The following is a 16,628-nucleotide window of genomic DNA, read 5'->3' as shown; positions in this document are numbered from 1 at the left end:
CCGGTAACACCTCTCTCGCCGCACCCTCCTGTTCCCCCCTATCCAAGGTCGGGCCGGCCCCCGCTTGGCCACATATCACCGCGCCGTGGCCGGATCGGACCTATCTGTTGTCCGACAATCCTTCCAACAATTACATCAACCAATGACACGATCCGTGTCAGGCCCTCCGTCCCGCCGGTGCCGCTGCCCGCCGAACCGCCGCCGGGGCTCGTCGAACAACAACAAGGAGTCGCCCATGAACGCCCAGACCGAACCGCTCCGCGCCCACTTCCCCGTCCGGCGCATGGATTTCAGCTTCACCGAGACGCCGAAGTACTGGTGGGACGGCCAACCCTTCATGTCGCACTTCATGAACAACCTCTCGTCGTTGTTCCCCTACGGCGAGAAGTTCTTCGTCGACAGCGTGCGCGCCGTGCGCGACCGTATCCAGGACCCGCAGCTGCAGAAGGACGTGTCCGCGTTCATCGGCCAGGAAGCCATGCACTCCAAGGAGCACGCGGCCTACAACGAGTACGCCGAGGAGCACGGGGTGGACCTGGAGCGCCTGGAGCTGCGCATCAAGCACCTGCTGGGTGCCATCAGCAAGGTCACCACCAAGAAGCACGACCTCGCCATCACCTGCGCCCTGGAGCACTTCACCGCGACCATGGCCGAGCGCCTGCTGCGCCGCGAGGACCTGAGCACGCAGATGCGCTCGCCGAAGCTGTACAAGCTATGGATGTGGCACGCCATCGAGGAGAACGAGCACAAGGCGGTCGCCTATGACGTCTACCAGCAGGTCTACGGCGGTTACTTCACCCGCACCGCGGTGATGCTGCTGACCACCGTGGTGTTCCTCGGGGTCATCGCCGGCTTCCAGGTCCACCTGCTGCGCCGCGACCGCCAGCTGTTCAACTGGCGCAGCTGGAAGCACGGCCTGGTCACCCTGTTCGGCCTGCGCAATGGCTACTTCACCCAGCTCGTGCTGCCCTGGCTGGACTATTTCCGCCCCGGCTTCCACCCCTTCGACCACGACACCAAGGCGCTGGAAAAGTACTGGAAGGACAAGCTCGACTTCGCTGGCTGAACCCCGCGTCAATCCGCCCCACCCCCGCAGAAGCCAGGCCCCGCCTGGCTTTTTCATTTGGGAAATTCGCGCTGCGGCATCCAGTCACTACACTGACCTAGGAATTTGTAGCCTTATGCCAGCCCCGCGCTAGACGCTTTCCTACGAATTACCCAGATGGAGCCGCCGATGTCTTCGGAAGATCACTCATTCTGGACGACACCCCTGGCCCGCGAGATCGCTGTGATCCTGGTGATCAAGCTGGCCCTGCTCATGGCCATCAAGGCCATCTGGTTCGATCACCCGACCATACCCGTCGACGCCGAGCGACAGGTCAGCGCACACCTGTTGGGCACCCCCGCGCCCATATCCACCTCCTCCCCCGCCAAGGAGTCCCCGTGATGATTTCCGAAGCCGTAGTCGACCTGTCACGCCTGCAGTTCGCCATGACGGCGATGTACCACTTCCTGTTCGTCCCGCTGACCCTGGGCCTGGCCTTCCTGCTGGCGATCATGGAGTCGGTGTACGTGATGACCGGCAAGCAGGTGTACAAGGACATGACCCAGTTCTGGGGCAAGCTGTTCGGCATCAACTTCGCCCTCGGGGTCACCACCGGGCTGACCATGGAGTTCCAGTTCGGTACCAACTGGGCCTACTACTCCCACTACGTCGGCGACATCTTCGGCGCGCCCCTGGCCATCGAAGGGCTGATGGCGTTCTTCCTCGAATCCACCTTCATCGGCCTGTTCTTCTTCGGCTGGGAGCGCCTGTCGAAGGTCCAGCACCTGTGCGTGACCTGGCTGGTGGCGCTGGGCTCGAACCTCTCGGCGCTGTGGATCCTGATCGCCAACGGCTGGATGCAGAACCCGGTAGGCGCGGAGTTCAACTTCGAGACCATGCGCATGGAGCTGGTCGACTTCGGCGCGCTGCTGTTCAACCCGGTGGCCCAGGTCAAGTTCGTCCACACCGTGGCCGCCGGCTACGTCACCGGGGCGATCTTCGTCCTCGCCATCTCCAGCTACTACCTGCTCAAGCGCCGTGACCAGGGCTTCGCCCGGCGCTCCTTCGCCATCGCCTCGGCCTTCGGCCTGGCCTCGATCCTCTCGGTGATCATCCTCGGCGACGAGTCCGGCTACGAGATCGGTGACGTGCAGAAGACCAAGCTGGCCGCCATCGAGGCCGAGTGGAACACCGAGGAAGCGCCGGCCGGCTTCACCCTGTTCGGCATCCCCGACCAGGAGCAGATGCGCACCCACTACGCGATCAAGATTCCCTTCGCCCTGGGCATCATCGCCACCCGCTCGCTGGACAAGGAGGTCACCGGCATCAAGGACCTGCTGGTGCAGCACGAGGCGCGCATCCGCAACGGCATGCAGGCCTACGCGTTGCTGGAGAAGCTGCGCGGCGGCGACAAGTCCGCGGCCACCCTCGCCGCCTTCGACAAGGTCAAGCTCGACCTGGGCTACGGCCTGCTGCTGAAGAAGTACACCGACAAGGTGGTGGACGCCAGCGAGGAGCAGATCCGCCTCGCCACCCTCGACACCATCCCCGACGTGCTCACCCTGTTCTTCAGCTTCCGCATCATGGTCGCCTGCGGTTTCCTCATGCTGGCCCTGTTCGCCTGCGCCTTCTGGGCCTCGGCGCGGAAGAACGAGGAAAGCAAACCCTGGCTGCTGAAATGGGCGCTGCTGAGCCTGCCGCTGCCGTGGATCGCCGCGCAGACCGGCTGGTACGTCGCCGAGCACGGCCGCCAGCCCTGGTCGATCGGCGAGGTGCTGCCGGTGCACCTGTCCGCCTCCAGCCTGAGCACCCACGACCTGTGGGGTTCGATCACCGCGCTGGTGCTGTTCTACAGCCTGCTGCTGGTGGTGGAGATGTACCTGATGATCAAGTTCGCGCGCCTCGGCCCGTCCAGCCTGCACACAGGCCGCTACCACTTCGAGCAGGGTGCCCCGGCGCACCCCGCCACCGCCTGAGGAGCCCGCCATGGACTACGAAACCCTGAAGATCATCTGGTGGGTGCTGATCGGCGTGCTGCTGATCGGCTTCGCCCTCACCGACGGCTTCGACATGGGCGCCATGGCGCTGATGCCCTTCGTGGCCAAGACCGACAGCGAGCGGCGGGTGGCGATCAACACCATCGCCCCGCACTGGGACGGCAACCAGGTGTGGTTCATCACCGCCGGTGGCGCGCTCTTCGCCGCCTGGCCGATGGTCTACGCCACCGCCTTCTCCGGGCTCTACTGGGCCATGCTGCTGGTGCTCTTCGCGCTGTTCTGCCGGCCGGTGGGCTTCGACTACCGCAGCAAGCTGGAGAACCCGCGCTGGCGCAACGTCTGGGACTGGGCGCTGTTCGTCGGCGGCTTCGTCCCGGCGCTGGTGTTCGGCGTGGCCTTCGGCAACCTGTTCCTGGGCCTGCCGTTCAACCTCGACGACATGATGCGGCCGTCCTACCACGGTTCCTTCTTCGCCCTGCTCAACCCCTTCGCCCTGCTCGCCGGAGTGGTCAGCCTGAGCATGCTCTGCCTGCACGGCGGCGCCTGGCTGATGCTGCGCACCGACGGCGAACTGGCCGAACGCTCGCGCCGCGCCGCGCAGCTGTGCGCGCTGGTGTACCTGGCGGCGTTCATCGGCGCCGGGCTGTGGGTCAGCCTGGGCATGCACGGCTTCAGCCTGGCCTCGGCGGTGGACGGCAACGCCGTGCTCAACCCGTTGCACAAGCAGGTGACCCTGGACAACGCCGGCTGGCTGGCCAACTACCACAGCCAGCCACTGACCATGCTGGCGCCCGCGCTGGGCATCCTCGGCGGCCTGATCGCCCTGGCCAGCGCCAGCGGCGGCAAGGGCGGGCTGACCTTCCTCGGCAGCGCCCTGGCGATCATCGGCACCCTCTGCACCGCCGGCTTCGCGCTGTTCCCCTTCGTGTTCCCCTCCAGCGAAAACCCGGCGGCCAGCCTGACCCTGTGGGACGCGGTGTCCAGCCACAAGACCCTCGGCATCATGTTCGGCGTGGCCTGCGTCTTCGTCCCGCTGATCCTCTGCTACACGCTCTGGGGCTACGCGCGCATGTGGGGCCGGTTGAACCGCAAGCACATCGAAGCCAACCCCCACGGACTCTACTGAGGAGCGACGCACATGTGGTACTTCGCCTGGATTCTCGGCGTGCTGCTGGCCTGCAGCTTCGGCATCATCAACGCGCTCTGGCTGGAAACCACGCAGAACCTCGACAGCGATGACAGCGGCGAGGTCTGAAGGCGCCCTGCGCCGCCCCTGGAGCCGCGTCCTCTCGCTGCTGCTGGCGGCGCCACTGGCGCTGGTGCTGCTGATCCACCCGGCGCTGATGCTCGACGCCAGCGGCGGCTACAGCCACGGCCTGCTGATGCTGGTGATGCTCGGGGTGAGCGGCGGCTTCGTCCACGGCGTGGGCTTCGACCCACGGCAGCGGCTGTGGGCGCTGCTGTTCGGGCCGACGCTGGCCTGGCCGTTGCTGGTGTTGGGTTACGTGCTGCTGCTGAGGGCCAGGATGGGCTGATGGTTCGCACCGTGTGGCATGTCGCTCAAGATTGACTCCGCCCCTCTCTCCAGCAAGCACCCTACAGTCCCAACGCCTGCAACACCGCCGCGCCGGTGAACAGCAGCAGGATCTGCCGCTCCGCCAGCGCGCACACCTCCCCGCGCCGCGCCTCCGGCAGCTCCAGGTAGTCCAGCGACAGCTGGAACAACTGCCGGCTGATCAGCCGCGACAGCTGCGCCACCTCGGCTTCGGGCACGTCCGGCAGCAGGCGGAACTGCACGATGTCCTCGGCCATGTCGCGGCCGAACTCGTCCATCACCTCGCCCAGCGCCGCGCGCAGCACCGGCGACGGGCCGTGCAGTTCGCGCACGCCGATGATGTGGGCCTCCGGGTGGCGTTCGACGAAGTCGAAGAACAGCCTCACCGTCTCCGCGCACACCCGCTGGCCACGGGCGAAGTCCAGGCCCAGCGGGGTGGCCGGCGTGGCGCCGGGCGCCGGCGCGCGTTCGGCCGCCTCGCGGCGCAGTTCGCGCAGGGGCTGGCGCAGCTGGCTGGCGATATCGCGGATGATCGCCAGGCCCAGGTCGTCGACGTCGGCGAAGTGGCGATAGAAGGTGTTCGGGTTCAGCCCGGCCTCGCGGGCCAGCTCGCGCAGGCCGATGCTGCTCAGGCTGCGCCGGCTCGACGCCAGGCGCAGCGCCGCGTCCATCAACAGGCGCTTGCCCGGCGCATCCTGGCGATGTGTTACCGCTTCCGGCTCAAGACTCATCCTCGCCCCACCTCGCCCACCCTAAAGATTGGTTGCCCACGAAGTATACAGATGTCTACATTGGCAGCACGTAGACAGTTGTATACGCCTGCACACAAGCATAACAGGAGCCAGGTAAATGGGTACTCAACCTAAGACTGCCGCGGTCAGACACTGCAAGGTGGCCATCATCGGCACCGGCTTTTCCGGCCTGGGCATGGCCATCCGCCTGAGCCAGGAAGGCGAGGACGACTTCCTGCTGTTCGAGAAGGACGCCGGCGTCGGCGGCACCTGGCGGGTCAACAACTACCCGGGCTGCGCCTGCGACGTGCAATCCCATGTCTACTCCTTCTCCTTCGAGCCGAACCCGGAATGGACGCGCATGTTCGCCCGCCAGCCGGAAATCCGCGGCTACCTGGAGAACTGCTGGAAGAAGTACCGCCTGGAAGGCCGCACCCTGCTGAACACCGAAATCCAGCGCCTGGACTGGGACGAGGCGCGCAGCCTCTGGCACCTGCGCGACGCCGCCGGCAATCACTACACCGCGCAGACGGTGGTCTCCGGCATGGGCGCCCTGTCGATCCCCTCGACCCCGGCGCTCAAGGGCCTGGAGAACTTCAAGGGACGCGCCTTCCACTCGCAGAACTGGGACCACGACTACGACCTCAAGGGCAAGCGCGTGGCGGTGATCGGCACCGGCGCCTCGGCCATCCAGTTCGTGCCGGAAATCCAGCCGCTGGTGGCCCAGCTCGACCTCTACCAGCGCACCGCGCCGTGGATCCTGCCCAAGCCCGACCGCGCCATCAGCGACAGCGAACGCGCGCGCTTCCGCGCCTTCCCGCTGGCGCAGAAACTCTGGCGCGGCGCCCTCTACAGCATGCTCGAAGGCCGCGTGCTGGGCTTCACCTTCGCGCCCTGGGCGATGAAGCTGGTGGGCAAGCTGGCGGTGCGCTACATCCACCAGCAGGTCAAGGACCCGGAACTGCGCCGCAAACTGACCCCCGACTACACTATCGGCTGCAAGCGTATCCTGATGTCGCCGAACTACTACCCGGCGCTGGCCGCGTCGAATTCGGCGGTGATCACCGAGGGCATCCAGGAGATCCGCGAGCACAGTATCGTCAGCGCCGACGGCCAGGAGCGCGAAGTCGACGCGATCATCTTCGGCACCGGCTTCACCGCCAACGACCCGGTACCGCGCGGCACCCTGTTCGGCCGTGGCGGCGTCGACCTGCTGGATACCTGGCCACAAGGCCCGGAAGCCTACAAGGGTACGGTGACCCGGGGCTTCCCCAACCTGTTCTTCCTGATGGGCCCGAACACCGGGCTGGGCCACAACTCCATGGTCTACATGATCGAATCGCAGATCGCCTACGTGCTCGGCGCGCTCAAGCTGATCAAGCGCCGCGAGCTGCTCAGCCTGGAGGTCAAGGAAGACGAGCAGAAACGCTGGAACCTGAAGCTGCAACGCGGGCTCAACCACAGCGTGTGGAACACCGGCGGCTGCAAGAGCTGGTACCTGCACCCGGTGAGCGGGCGCAACTGCACCCTGTGGCCCGGCTTCACCTGGCGCTTCCGCCTGTCCACGCGGCACTTCGACCCGGCCGCCTACCACCTGAACGCCCGGCCGCTCGTCGAGGCCGCCAGCGCCCAGCAACCCCGCGCCGAGGAGGTCCCGGCATGAAATCCTTCGAGAACAAAGTCGCCGCCATCACCGGTGCCGGTTCCGGCATCGGCCGGGCCCTGGCCCGCGAACTCGCCTCGCGCGGCTGCCACCTGGCACTGGCCGACGTCAACGCCGCCGGCCTGGAGGAAACCCGCCAGGGCCTGGCCTCGTACGGCGTGCGCATCTCCACCGAGGTGGTCAACGTCGCCGACCGCGAGCAGGTCCACGCCTGGGCCGACAAGACCGCCGCCGAGCACGGCAAGGTCAACCTGGTGTTCAACAACGCCGGCGTGGCCCACGCCGGCACCGTGGAAGGCAGCGAGTACGAAGAGTACGAGTGGATCACCAACATCAACTTCTGGGGCGTGGTCTACGGCACCAAGGCCTTCCTGCCGCACATCAAGGCCTCCGGCGACGGCCACATCGTCAACGTCTCCAGCGTCTTCGGGCTGTTCTCGCAGCCGGGCATGAGCGCCTACAACGCCACCAAGTTCGCCGTGCGCGGCTTTACCGAGGCGCTGCGCCAGGAGCTGGACATGGAAGGCGGCGCGGTGTCGGCCAGCTGCGTGCACCCCGGCGGCATCCGCACCAACATCGCCAAGACCGCGCGGATGAACGACAGCCTGGCCAAGGTCACCGGGCAGAACACCAGCGCCGCGCGCCAGCAGTTCAACGACCAGTTGCTGCGCACCACTCCGGAGAAGGCCGCGCAGGTCATCATTCGTGGCGTGGAGCGCGACGCCCGGCGCATCCTCATCGGCCCGGACGCCCACGCCATCGACGTGATGCTGCGCCTGCTGCCGGTGTGGTACCAGAAACTGGTCACCGTCAGCATGCGCCTGGCCGCGCGCTTCGCGCCCAAGCCCAAGACGCGGCCGGAGGGTTACGAGGCGAAATGAAGAAACAAGCCCGCGCTTTCGTGCGGGCTTGTTCTTGATGGGTATCGCTTCGCTCAACACCATCCTACGGGGCCAACGTAGGGCGCATAACGCCTACGGCGTTATCCGCCGTCGAGCCCATGGCCCGCATCAGCGCCGCGTCAGCACCACCTCCAGGTACTCGCTGGGCACCACCAGCGAGTCCGCCCCGCCGCGATTCAGCGACTGCAACAGCCCGGTCAGGTCGCGCTCCAGCGCCGCCGCCGCGTCCGCCGGCAGGCTGGCGAAGGCCTTGTGGGTCGGCCCGTACCAGGTGCGGAACACCTCGATGAAATGCGCCGGCGAGCGGTAGCGGAAGTTGAACACCTGCCGCGTCGCCTGCAGCTGGCCGAGGCTGTCGCCGAACAGCTCGCGCAGGTTCGCCTCCACGCCCCAGGCCGAGGGCGGCCTCACCCCCGCCGCGGGCGGCAGGTATTGCCCGAGCAGGCGGAACAGCTGGCCGATGAAGCCTTCCGGGGTCCAGTTGGCCAGGCCGATGCGCCCGCCCGGCCGGCACACCCGCGCCAGCTCCGCCGCCGCGCGGCCCTGGTCGGGGGTGAACATCACGCCGAAGGTGGACAGCACGGCGTCGAAGCTCGCCGTGTCGAACGGCAGGTTCTCGGCGTCGGCGACTTCGAACTGCACCGCCAGGCCCTCCGCGTCGGCGCGCTCGGCGCCGCGTTCGAGCAGCGCCGGCACATAGTCGCTGGAGATCACCCGGCAACCGCGCCGGGCGGCGGCCAGGGTGGCGTTGCCGTTGCCGGCGGCGACGTCCAGCACGTACTCGTCGAAGCGCAGGTCGCAGACCTCGGCCAGGCGCTCGCCGACGATTTGCAGGGTGGTGCCGATGATCGCGTAGTCACCGCTGGCCCAGGCCGCCTGCTGGCGTTGCTTGAGCGCCTGGAAATCCACGGGCGCGCTGACGGGGGTGTGCATGGGAGTGTTCATGGGGCCTCTTTGCCGGCTCATTCGGCAGTGGTCGGATCGATGGTGGCGAACACCTGCGACACCCGGTTGGCCGGGAAGCCACCCAGGCGCGCGTGCTCCAGCACGGCTTCGGCGTCGGTGGCGATGTACAGGCAGTAGATGCGCTCGCCGGTGACGTGGCTGTGCAACCACTGCACCCGTGGCGCCAACTGGTCGAGGACACGACAGGACTTCTGCGCGATGGCCTTGAGGTCGCGCGCGGACAGCTCGCCGGCGCCAGGGATTTCGCGTTCTATAACGAATTTCGGCATGACAACCTCCGTGGGATGGGACCGGCGGTGGCCGCACTGCACCACCACCGTCGCCGATGCTGCGCCGCCGCGCCGCGGCCGTCCTGCTCCAGCGTCGGGCTTCCCTGCCCGATCGTCCGGCGCCCGTCCATTGCGGCGAAAACCCGGCAGAATCGGGCAGACACCCGGAGAACGGGAGGTGCGCCATGCTTTCGGAACAGATCACCTCGGCGCTGCAGCGCCTGCACACCGTGCTGCAACGCCACCCGGCCAGCGGCCGCGTGCGCGACGAGCCGGCGTTGGCGCGCTGGCTCGGCGACGCCCAGGTCGCCACCCGCCACGCCAACGGCTGCGAACTGGTCACCGACCTGCCGGCCGCCCTCGGCGGCTCCGGCGAACGGGTCAGCCCCGGCTGGCTGCTGCGCGCCGCGCTGGCCAGCTGCATGGCCACGCGCATCGCCATGCTCGCCGCCGAACAGGGCATCGCCCTGCAGCACCTGGAAGTGGAAGCGCACAGCCAGACCGACCTCAACGGCCTGCTCGGCCTGTCTGGCGAGGGCGGCGAGCCGCACGCCGGCCCCTTCGCCGTGCACCTGCTGGTGCGCATCGGCGCCGCCGGTCAGGCGCCGGAAGCGCTGCGCGAGCTGGTGGAGCGCAGCCAGGCGTTGTCGCCGGTGTCCAGCGCCATCGAACGACCGGTGCCGGTGACCCTGGAGATCGTCGGGGTCGCGGCCTGATGGACGCGCTTTCGGAAACCCTGCGGGTTGTGCGCCTGGTCGGGGCGATCTTCATCAACGCGCGCTTCACCGCGCCCTGGTGCTACCAGTCGCCACGCGCCGATTCGGTGACCCAGTTGCTGGAACCCGGCGCCGAGCAGGTGGTGATCTTCCACCTGATCACCGAGGGCGAGTGCTACGTCGAGCTGGGCAAGGCCCCGCCGCGCCGCCTGGTGGCCGGCGACGCGGTGCTGTTCCCGCTCGGCGACACCCACCGCATGTGCTCCGAGCCGGGCCTGGCGCCGGCCAGCGGCGCGCGCCTGGACGCGGTGCTGGCGCGCCGCCCCCGCCAGCTGGCCTACGGCGGCGGTGGCGCCACCACGCGCCTGGTGTGCGGCTACCTGGCCTGCGACGCGCGCCTGGCGCGCCTGCTGCTGGCCGGCCTGCCGGCGCTGGTGCAGGTCAACCTGCGCGGCTCCAGCGCCGGCGCCTGGCTGGAAGCGTCGGTGCGCTACGCCCTGGCCGAAGCGCGCTCACCGCGCCCGGGCGGCGCCGGGGTGCTGGCCAAGCTGGCCGAAGTGCTGTTCATCGAGATGCTGCGGCTGTACATGGAAGGCCAGGACGGCCACCGCATCGGCTGGCTGGCCGGCCTGCACGACCGCATCGTCGGCGCGGCGCTCAACGCCCTGCACGGCGACCCGGCCCACGCCTGGACCCTGGAGGAACTGGCGCGCAGCGCCGGCACCTCGCGCTCGGTGCTGGCCGAGCGTTTCCAGCACCTGGTGGGCAACTCGCCGATGCAGTACCTGACGCAATGGCGCATGGTGCTGGCGGCCAACCTGCTGCGCGGCAGCAACGCGCCGCTGGCGCGCATCGCCGAGGATGTCGGCTACCAGACCGACACGGCCTTCAGCCGCGCCTTCCGCCGCGAGTACGGCGCGCCGCCGGCGGCCTGGCGGCGGGCGCGGGCTTCGGTGGGTTGAGTCAGAGATTGGCCTGAACGGGGCGTTCCGGCGCGCGCGGATGTCTCTCTGGAAACCCGTAGGGCGCATAACGCCTACGGCGTTATCCGCCGTTGCCGTTGGTTCCGGTGCTCGGGCCGACGGCGGATAACCGCGAACGGTTATGCGCCCTACCGGGTGTTCCGGTGTGCATGGGTGTTTCGGTGTTCCCCGTAGGAGCGGGCCATGCCCGCGATTCGCGCGCCGGTGGAGGGTACCGCCCTGCTGCGAACGCGCCTACAGCCCCATCTGCTTGGCAATGATCTCGTTCATGATCTCCCGCGTGCCGCCGCCGATGGAGAGGATGCGGTTGTCGCGGTACAGGCGCTCCACCAGGCTCTCGCGCATGTAGCCCATGCCGCCGAGCAGTTGCACGGCGTCGTAGACCACGCGATCGGCGACGTCGGTGGCGAAGTTCTTGGCCATGGAGATTTCCTTCACCACGCTCTTGCCGGCGGCCATCTGCGCCGCCTGGCGGTAAGTGAACTCGCGGGATACCTCGACCTGGGTGGCCATCTCCGCCAGGCGGTGCTTGAGCACCTGGAACTTGCCGATCGGCTTGCCGAAGGCCTCGCGCTCGGCGCCCCATTTCAGCGCTTCCTCCAGGGCCAGCTGGGCGGTCATGTTGGCCATGGTGGCCAGGGCCAGGCGCTCGCTCTGGAAGTTCGCCATGATGCAGGCGAAGCCCATGTTCTCCATGCCGATCAGGTTCTCCGCCGGCACCTTGCAGTCGTCGAAGAACAGCTCGGCGGTGTCCGAGGCCCACCAGCCCATCTTCTTCAGCTTGCGGCCGACGCTGAAGCCGGGGGTGCCCTTCTCCACCAGCAGCAGACTGACGCCGCCATAGCCTTCGCCGCCGGTGCGCACTGCCACCGTGTAGTAGTCGGCGCGCACGCCGCTGGTGATGAAGGTCTTGCTGCCGGTCACACGGTAGTGATCGCCGTCGCGCACCGCGCGGGTCTTCAGGCTGGCCACGTCGGAGCCGCCGGAGGGCTCGGTGACCGCCAGGGCCATGATCTTCTCGCCAGCCAGCACCTGCGGCACGATGCGCTCGCGCAGCTCGGCGCGGCCCCACTTGAGCAGCGGTGGCAGGCCGATGTCCAACGAGCCGAGGCCGGCCACCAGGCCGCCGGAGCCACTGCGCATCAGTTCCTCGCTGGCCGCCAGCTTGGCGAACAGGTCGCCTTCGTGGCTGCCGCCGTAGGCTTCCGGGTAGCCAATGCCGAGGATGCCGGCCTCGCCGGCCTTGCGGTAGAGCTCGCGGGGAAATTCCTCGGCCTCCTCCCAATCGGCGATGTGCGAGAGGATTTCGCGCTCGACGAAGCGCCGCACGGCGTCACGGACCAGGCGATGGTTGTCGTCGAAGTAATCGGTGCAGGCGGACATGGCGAGTCTCCAGGCGGGTTACCGGAAACTTACCTAGCGCTTGCTTGGTTTACAAGGCGAGGGTTACGCCATCGCCTGGGCCGATTCGGCCCGATGCGCCGCGACTAGACGATCGGCCGGCGTCCGGCCAGGGCGTGGGCCAGGGTGCCGCCGTCCACCAGCTCCAGCTCGCCGCCCAGCGGTACGCCGTGGGCGATGCGGCTCAGCACCAGGCCGCTGCCGCTCAGCAGCTGGGCGATGTAGTGGGCGGTGGCCTCGCCTTCCACGGTCGGGTTGGTGGCGAGGATGACTTCGACGAAATTGCTTTCCTTGATCCGCGCTTCCAGCTCGGGAATGCCGATGGCCTCCGGGCCCAGGCCGTCCAGCGGCGAGAGGTGGCCCTTGAGCACGAAGAAGCGCCCGCGATAGCCGGTCTGCTCCACCGCGAACACGTCCAGCGGGCCTTCCACCACGCACAGCAACGAGTCGTCGCGGCGCGGGTCGGCGCACTGCGGGCAGAGCTCTTCCTCGCTCAGCGTGCGGCAGCGCTTGCAGTGCCCCACCCCTTCCATGGCCTGGGTCAGCGCCTGGGCCAGGCGCAGGCCGCCGCTGCGGTCGCGCTCGAGCATCTGCAGCGCCATGCGCTGGGCGCTCTTCTGCCCGACCCCGGGCAGGATGCGCAGGGCGTCGATGAGTTGGCGGATCAGCGGGCTGAAGCTCATGGCGGGGAACCGGTCTCGGAATTCAGGAGGGGTAAAGGTCGCAGCATGGGTGGAGCGTGCGAAACCCATCCTACGCGGCTGGGCCGATCAGACGGTACGCAGGACAAGGCGCGAGCGGTGTCGGACGGCGGAGTTTACTTCAGTAAATGAGCATGTCCGGCATCGCTCGCAACGCAGTCATGGGTGCCGGCTGGGCGGCACCTTCACCTTAGAAAGGCATCTTGAAGCCGGGCGGGAGCTGCATGCCGGCGGTCATGCCGGACATCTTCTCCTGGTTGTTCTGCTCGATCTTGCGCACGGCGTCGTTGACGGCGGCGGCGATCAGGTCTTCGAGGATTTCCTTGTCTTCCTGCATCAGGCTGTCGTCCAGGCTCACGCGCTTGACGTCATGCCGACCGGTCATCACCACGCTCACCAGGCCGGCGCCGGACTGGCCGGTGACTTCGGCGTTGGCCAGCTCTTCCTGCATCTTCTGCATCTTTTCCTGCATCTGCTGGGCCTGCTTCATCAGGCCGGCCATGCCACCTTTCATCATCTCGATCACCTTTGTCGTTCAGGGTTGGTTGGGCGCCGGCCGTCAGGCCTTCGCCGCCAGGGGTTCGATGGTACCGACGCGGATCACCGCGCCGAACTGCTGCCGCATCTGCAGCACATAGGGGTCAGCCTCGATGGACGCCTCGGCCTGGCGCTGGCGCTCGGCGCGCTTGCGCGCGGCGGCCTGGGCCGGGGTTTCCTGTTCGGGCTTCTGGATGCTCACTTCCAGCGTCAGGGTACGCCCATGGTACTGGCTCAACGCGTCGTTCAGGCGACGATGCTGGGTGGCGTTGTACAACGCGCTCTGCCCCGGGTCCAGGTGCAGTTGCCAGACATCGCCATCCACCGCCACCAGGGTGCAGTTGGCGCCGATGCTCGCGGTCAGGCCGCCCAGGCCCAGGCGCGGGAACAGGTCCAGCCATTCGGCGGCGAGGCCGGTGGCCGGCAGCACGGCGGGTTCCGGCTCGGGTTCGGCGACCTGCGCCGGGGCCTGCTGGTCGCCTTCCAGGTAGCTGAAGGAGTCCATGTCGACTTCATAGTAGTCGTCGGCCGGCGGCGGTTCGTCGTCGTCGCGGTCGTCGTCCTCTTCCGCCATCGCCACGGCCACCGGAGCGGCTTCGACGGGCGCGGCCGGAACGGGCTGCGGCGCGGGCTGCGCGACGGGCGCGGGCTGCGCGACCGGCACGGCAGCGACCGGCGCGGCGGGCTCTTCCCACGGCAGGTCGATGACGGGCGCAAGCTTGGCCGCCGCGACCGGGGCCGGAACCTCGGCGACCGGCGCTGGAACGGGTGCTGGCGCGACGGGCTCGGCGACCGGAGCGGGTTCAGGTACCGGCTCGGCCTGCGCAACCGGAGCCGGAGCCGGAGCCGGAGCCGGAGCCGGAGCCGGAGCCGGAGCCGGAGCCTCCACAGGCTGCGCCACGGGTGCCGGCGCGGCAACGGCCGCCGGCGCGACGGGCGCGGCCGGAACCGTGGAAACCACCGGCACGCTGGCGGCGGAAACGCCGGCCGGCGCCGCAAGGGTGGCGCCGGCCACTGGGTTGCGCTTGGAATCAGCCGTGGCCGTGCTGATCCCCGAGTCCTTTAGTGGCGATCTCGGTGGCGCGCCGCTGTCCGCCGGGCGGAACGCCAGCATGCGCAGCACGACCATCTCGAAGCCGCTGCGCGGGTCCGGCGCCAGGGGCAGGTCGCGGCGGCCGATCAGGCCCATCTGGTAGTAGAACTGCACGTCCTCGCCGGGCAGCGCCTGGGCCAGGGCCAGCACCTTGTCGCGGTCGCCCTGGCCGTTGTCGACGGCGTCCGGCAGCACCTGGGCGATGGCCACGCGGTGCAGCACGTTGAGAATCTCGGCCAGCACGCCGGACCAGTCCGGGCCCTGCTCGGCCAGGTGGCGCACGGCGTCCAGCAGGGCCCGCGCGTCGCCTTCGAGCAACGCGTGGAGCACGCCATAGACCTGGCCGTGGTCGAGGGTGCCGAGCATGGCGCGCACGTCGGCGGCCAGCACCTTGCCTTCACCGAAGGCGATGGCCTGGTCGGTCAGGCTCATGGCGTCGCGCATGGAGCCGTCGGCGGCGCGGCCGAGCAGCCACAGGGCGTCGTCCTCGAAGGGCACGTTCTCGGCGCCAAGCACGTGGGTCAGGTGCTCCACCACGCGCTCCGGCGGCATGTTCTTCAGGCTGAACTGCAGGCAGCGCGAGAGGATGGTCACCGGCAGCTTCTGCGGGTCGGTGGTGGCCAGCAGGAACTTGACGTGGGGCGGCGGCTCTTCCAGGGTCTTGAGCAGGGCGTTGAACGAGTGCGTGGAGAGCATGTGCACTTCGTCGATCAGGTAGACCTTGTAGCGGCCCCGGGTCGGCGCGTACTGCACGTTGTCGAGCAGCTCGCGGGTGTCCTCGACCTTGGTGCGGCTGGCGGCGTCCACCTCGATCAGGTCGACGAAGCGGCCCTCGTCGATCTCCCGGCACACCGAGCACTGCCCGCAGGGGGTGGAGCTGATGCCGGTTTCGCAGTTCAGGCACTTGGCCAGGATCCGCGCGATGGTGGTCTTGCCCACGCCGCGGGTGCCGGTGAACAGGTAGGCATGGTGCAGGCGCTGGTTGTCGAGCGCGTTGATCAGGGCCTTGAGGACGTGGGTCTGGCCGACCATTTCGCGGAACGAGCGCGGACGCCATTTACGGGCAAGAACCTGATAACTCATTGAAATCCATCGCAGCAGGTAGGCGGAAGTGGGCTAATCCTAGCGAAGCGGACCGGAAATTGCACCCGATCCACGGTCGGTTGCCGGCGAGCGGCCAGGCCATACTTGGCAAGAACCGCCCCGCACAGGCATTGTGTGCCATCAACGCCACCCCGGAGCATGGATGCGCGTACCCGTCCTCACCCTTGCGCTGCTGCTCGCCGGCCTGGCCCAGGCCGAACCGCGCGCGCTGAACTTCTCGGTGATCGAGGGCTGGGCCATGCCGCTCGCGCAAATGGAAGACGGCCGGCTGACCGGCGGTATCCTCTATGAGCTGTTCAACGCCACCGCCCGCGAAGTGGGCATGCCGCCGGCCTTCCATTACCTGCCGCGCGCCCGCGTGGAGCAGGCCATGCGCGAAGGCAACGTCGACGTGCGCTGCTATGTCACCCCCTCCTGGGTCAACCAGGACCTGCCCGGATTCCGCTGGAGCGTGCCGCTGCTGACCCAGCGCGACCTGCTGGTGACCCGTACATCGAGCGCGGTGAACGTCGCCGACCTCAGCGGGCAGAACGTCGGCACCGTGCTCGGCTATCACTACCCGCAGTTGCAGGCCGCCTTCGAGGCGGGCCGGCTGCGCCGCGACGACGCGCGTACCCAGGAACTGGTGCTGAAGAAGCTGGAGGCCGGGCGCTACCGCTACGCGGTGAGCAGCGAGGTGGCGCTGGACTGGTTCAACCTGCGCCAGCCGCCGGAACACCGCCTGTACCCGGTGGCGCAGCTCGACCAGACGGAACTGGCGTGCATGGTCCTCGACGCGCCGACGCTGCCGACCCAGGCGGTGCTCGACGCCCTGGCCCGGCTCAAGGCGTCGGGCGAGGTGGAGCGGATTCTCGATCACTACCGCTGACGGCTGCGTCAGGGCCGGCCATGGCGTTGACGATGAGAACGGTGAAACGGCGGATAACCGCGAACGGTTATCCGCCCTACAGCAGCCCGCCCCCCAC

17 protein-coding genes and 1 pseudogene are annotated in these 16,628 nt (G+C 68.3%); 11 read left to right on the top strand and 7 right to left on the bottom strand.

The annotated features are described in order from the left end of the window. Positions 1–235 precede the first annotated feature (235 nt). The 6 genes from P3W75_RS24945 (at position 236) to P3W75_RS24920 (ending at position 4,577) form a co-directional block, all read left to right on the top strand. The gene (locus P3W75_RS24945) at positions 236–1,066 is read left to right on the top strand and encodes a metal-dependent hydrolase (RefSeq protein WP_276229993.1); all 831 of its coding nucleotides are present in this window, start codon (positions 236–238) and stop codon (positions 1,064–1,066) included. Positions 1,067–1,234: 168 nt separating this feature from the next. Further along, positions 1,235–1,447 (top strand): cytochrome oxidase putative small subunit CydP, encoded by a 213-nt coding sequence (gene cydP / locus P3W75_RS24940; RefSeq protein WP_276229992.1) that lies wholly within the window; start codon positions 1,235–1,237, stop codon positions 1,445–1,447. Beyond that, positions 1,447–3,021: a cytochrome ubiquinol oxidase subunit I gene (locus tag P3W75_RS24935; protein WP_276229991.1), complete on the top strand. Its 1,575-nt coding sequence runs from the start codon at positions 1,447–1,449 to the stop codon at positions 3,019–3,021. The genes cydP and P3W75_RS24935 overlap by 1 nt, the downstream gene beginning before the upstream one ends. A 10-nt stretch (positions 3,022–3,031) precedes the next feature. Beyond that, a complete protein-coding gene (gene cydB, locus P3W75_RS24930) occupies positions 3,032–4,168 on the top strand; it encodes a cytochrome d ubiquinol oxidase subunit II (protein WP_276229990.1) in 1,137 nt (378 codons plus the stop codon). Between the two features lie 12 nt (positions 4,169–4,180). Next, positions 4,181–4,297, top strand: a complete 117-nt coding sequence (gene cydX / locus P3W75_RS24925; protein ID WP_276229989.1) for a cytochrome bd-I oxidase subunit CydX — start codon at positions 4,181–4,183, stop codon at positions 4,295–4,297. After that, entirely contained in the window at positions 4,278–4,577 is a 300-nt protein-coding gene (locus tag P3W75_RS24920; protein ID WP_276229988.1) for a cyd operon YbgE family protein, read from the top strand. Before cydX ends, P3W75_RS24920 begins: the two co-directional genes overlap by 20 nt. Before the next feature lie 61 nt (positions 4,578–4,638). On the opposite strand, the gene P3W75_RS24915 is transcribed toward P3W75_RS24920, so the two are convergent. Then, a complete protein-coding gene (locus P3W75_RS24915) occupies positions 4,639–5,328 on the bottom strand; it encodes a TetR family transcriptional regulator (RefSeq protein ID WP_276229987.1) in 690 nt (229 codons plus the stop codon). Between the two features lie 78 nt (positions 5,329–5,406). Between P3W75_RS24915 and P3W75_RS24910 the strand changes: the two are divergent. After that, positions 5,407–6,991, top strand: a pseudogene (locus tag P3W75_RS24910) (flavin-containing monooxygenase). Then, positions 6,988–7,872 carry an SDR family NAD(P)-dependent oxidoreductase gene (locus tag P3W75_RS24905; RefSeq protein WP_276229986.1) on the top strand — a complete coding sequence of 295 codons (885 nt, stop codon included), beginning with the start codon at positions 6,988–6,990 and terminating at the stop codon, positions 7,870–7,872. The pseudogene P3W75_RS24910 and the gene P3W75_RS24905 overlap by 4 nt, the downstream one beginning before the upstream one ends. A gap of 129 nt (positions 7,873–8,001) precedes the next feature. On the opposite strand, the gene P3W75_RS24900 is transcribed toward P3W75_RS24905, so the two are convergent. After that, on the bottom strand, positions 8,002–8,838 hold the full coding sequence (locus P3W75_RS24900; RefSeq protein ID WP_276229985.1) for a class I SAM-dependent methyltransferase: 837 nt from the start codon (positions 8,836–8,838) through the stop codon (positions 8,002–8,004). Between the two features lie 17 nt (positions 8,839–8,855). Beyond that, positions 8,856–9,128 carry a DUF4242 domain-containing protein gene (locus P3W75_RS24895; protein WP_276229984.1) on the bottom strand — a complete coding sequence of 91 codons (273 nt, stop codon included), beginning with the start codon at positions 9,126–9,128 and terminating at the stop codon, positions 8,856–8,858. Between the two features lie 185 nt (positions 9,129–9,313). Between P3W75_RS24895 and P3W75_RS24890 the strand changes: the two genes are divergently transcribed. Together P3W75_RS24890 and P3W75_RS24885 are read left to right on the top strand one after the other, a co-directional pair. After that, entirely contained in the window at positions 9,314–9,844 is a 531-nt protein-coding gene (locus P3W75_RS24890) for an OsmC family protein (protein ID WP_276229983.1), read from the top strand. Next, positions 9,844–10,806, top strand: coding sequence for an AraC family transcriptional regulator (locus P3W75_RS24885; protein WP_276229982.1), 963 nt, complete (start codon positions 9,844–9,846; stop codon positions 10,804–10,806). The genes P3W75_RS24890 and P3W75_RS24885 overlap by 1 nt, the downstream gene beginning before the upstream one ends. Positions 10,807–11,061: 255 nt before the next feature. On the opposite strand, the gene P3W75_RS24880 is transcribed toward P3W75_RS24885, so the two are convergent. From P3W75_RS24880 to dnaX, 4 genes are all read right to left on the bottom strand, one after another. Further along, the gene (locus tag P3W75_RS24880; RefSeq protein WP_276229981.1) at positions 11,062–12,210 is read right to left on the bottom strand and encodes an acyl-CoA dehydrogenase family protein; all 1,149 of its coding nucleotides are present in this window, start codon (positions 12,208–12,210) and stop codon (positions 11,062–11,064) included. A 104-nt stretch (positions 12,211–12,314) separates the two neighbouring features. Continuing rightward, positions 12,315–12,911 carry a recombination mediator RecR gene (gene recR, locus P3W75_RS24875; protein WP_276229980.1) on the bottom strand — a complete coding sequence of 199 codons (597 nt, stop codon included), beginning with the start codon at positions 12,909–12,911 and terminating at the stop codon, positions 12,315–12,317. A gap of 208 nt (positions 12,912–13,119) precedes the next feature. After that, positions 13,120–13,446, bottom strand: a complete 327-nt coding sequence (locus P3W75_RS24870) for a YbaB/EbfC family nucleoid-associated protein (protein ID WP_017516839.1) — start codon at positions 13,444–13,446, stop codon at positions 13,120–13,122. A 42-nt stretch (positions 13,447–13,488) separates the two neighbouring features. Continuing rightward, on the bottom strand, positions 13,489–15,642 hold the full coding sequence (gene dnaX, locus P3W75_RS24865; RefSeq protein ID WP_276229979.1) for a DNA polymerase III subunit gamma/tau: 2,154 nt from the start codon (positions 15,640–15,642) through the stop codon (positions 13,489–13,491). Positions 15,643–15,805: 163 nt separating this feature from the next. Here dnaX and P3W75_RS24860 point away from each other — a divergent pair, with 163 nt between their 5' ends. Then, the gene (locus tag P3W75_RS24860) at positions 15,806–16,531 is read left to right on the top strand and encodes a substrate-binding periplasmic protein (RefSeq protein ID WP_276229978.1); all 726 of its coding nucleotides are present in this window, start codon (positions 15,806–15,808) and stop codon (positions 16,529–16,531) included. The last annotated feature ends 97 nt before the right edge of the window (positions 16,532–16,628 follow it).

The organism is Pseudomonas citronellolis (genome assembly GCF_029335315.1).
GTDB classification, from domain to species: Bacteria; Pseudomonadota; Gammaproteobacteria; order Pseudomonadales; family Pseudomonadaceae; genus Pseudomonas; species Pseudomonas citronellolis_A.
Note: the sequence above shows the minus strand (reverse complement) of the source record. Positions and strands in the feature narration are given on the sequence as shown.

Bases quoted from the DNA above. Each gene is read 5' to 3' on its own strand.
- P3W75_RS24870 (WP_017516839.1), bottom strand. From the start codon at position 13,446: ATGATGAAAGGTGGCATGGCCGGCCTGATGAAGCAGGCCCAGCAGATG.
- P3W75_RS24945 (WP_276229993.1), top strand. From the start codon at position 236: ATGAACGCCCAGACCGAACCGCTCCGCGCCCACTTCCCCGTCCGGCGC.
- P3W75_RS24890 (WP_276229983.1), top strand. From the start codon at position 9,314: ATGCTTTCGGAACAGATCACCTCGGCGCTGCAGCGCCTGCACACCGTG.
- dnaX (WP_276229979.1), bottom strand. From the start codon at position 15,642: ATGAGTTATCAGGTTCTTGCCCGTAAATGGCGTCCGCGCTCGTTCCGC.
- P3W75_RS24915 (WP_276229987.1), bottom strand. From the start codon at position 5,328: ATGAGTCTTGAGCCGGAAGCGGTAACACATCGCCAGGATGCGCCGGGC.
- P3W75_RS24905 (WP_276229986.1), top strand. From the start codon at position 6,988: ATGAAATCCTTCGAGAACAAAGTCGCCGCCATCACCGGTGCCGGTTCC.
- P3W75_RS24920 (WP_276229988.1), top strand. From the start codon at position 4,278: ATGACAGCGGCGAGGTCTGAAGGCGCCCTGCGCCGCCCCTGGAGCCGC.
- cydB (WP_276229990.1), top strand. From the start codon at position 3,032: ATGGACTACGAAACCCTGAAGATCATCTGGTGGGTGCTGATCGGCGTG.
- P3W75_RS24895 (WP_276229984.1), bottom strand. From the start codon at position 9,128: ATGCCGAAATTCGTTATAGAACGCGAAATCCCTGGCGCCGGCGAGCTG.
- cydP (WP_276229992.1), top strand. From the start codon at position 1,235: ATGTCTTCGGAAGATCACTCATTCTGGACGACACCCCTGGCCCGCGAG.
- P3W75_RS24880 (WP_276229981.1), bottom strand. From the start codon at position 12,210: ATGTCCGCCTGCACCGATTACTTCGACGACAACCATCGCCTGGTCCGT.
- P3W75_RS24860 (WP_276229978.1), top strand. From the start codon at position 15,806: ATGCGCGTACCCGTCCTCACCCTTGCGCTGCTGCTCGCCGGCCTGGCC.
- cydX (WP_276229989.1), top strand. From the start codon at position 4,181: ATGTGGTACTTCGCCTGGATTCTCGGCGTGCTGCTGGCCTGCAGCTTC.
- recR (WP_276229980.1), bottom strand. From the start codon at position 12,911: ATGAGCTTCAGCCCGCTGATCCGCCAACTCATCGACGCCCTGCGCATC.
- P3W75_RS24885 (WP_276229982.1), top strand. From the start codon at position 9,844: ATGGACGCGCTTTCGGAAACCCTGCGGGTTGTGCGCCTGGTCGGGGCG.
- P3W75_RS24900 (WP_276229985.1), bottom strand. From the start codon at position 8,838: ATGAACACTCCCATGCACACCCCCGTCAGCGCGCCCGTGGATTTCCAG.
- P3W75_RS24935 (WP_276229991.1), top strand. From the start codon at position 1,447: ATGATTTCCGAAGCCGTAGTCGACCTGTCACGCCTGCAGTTCGCCATG.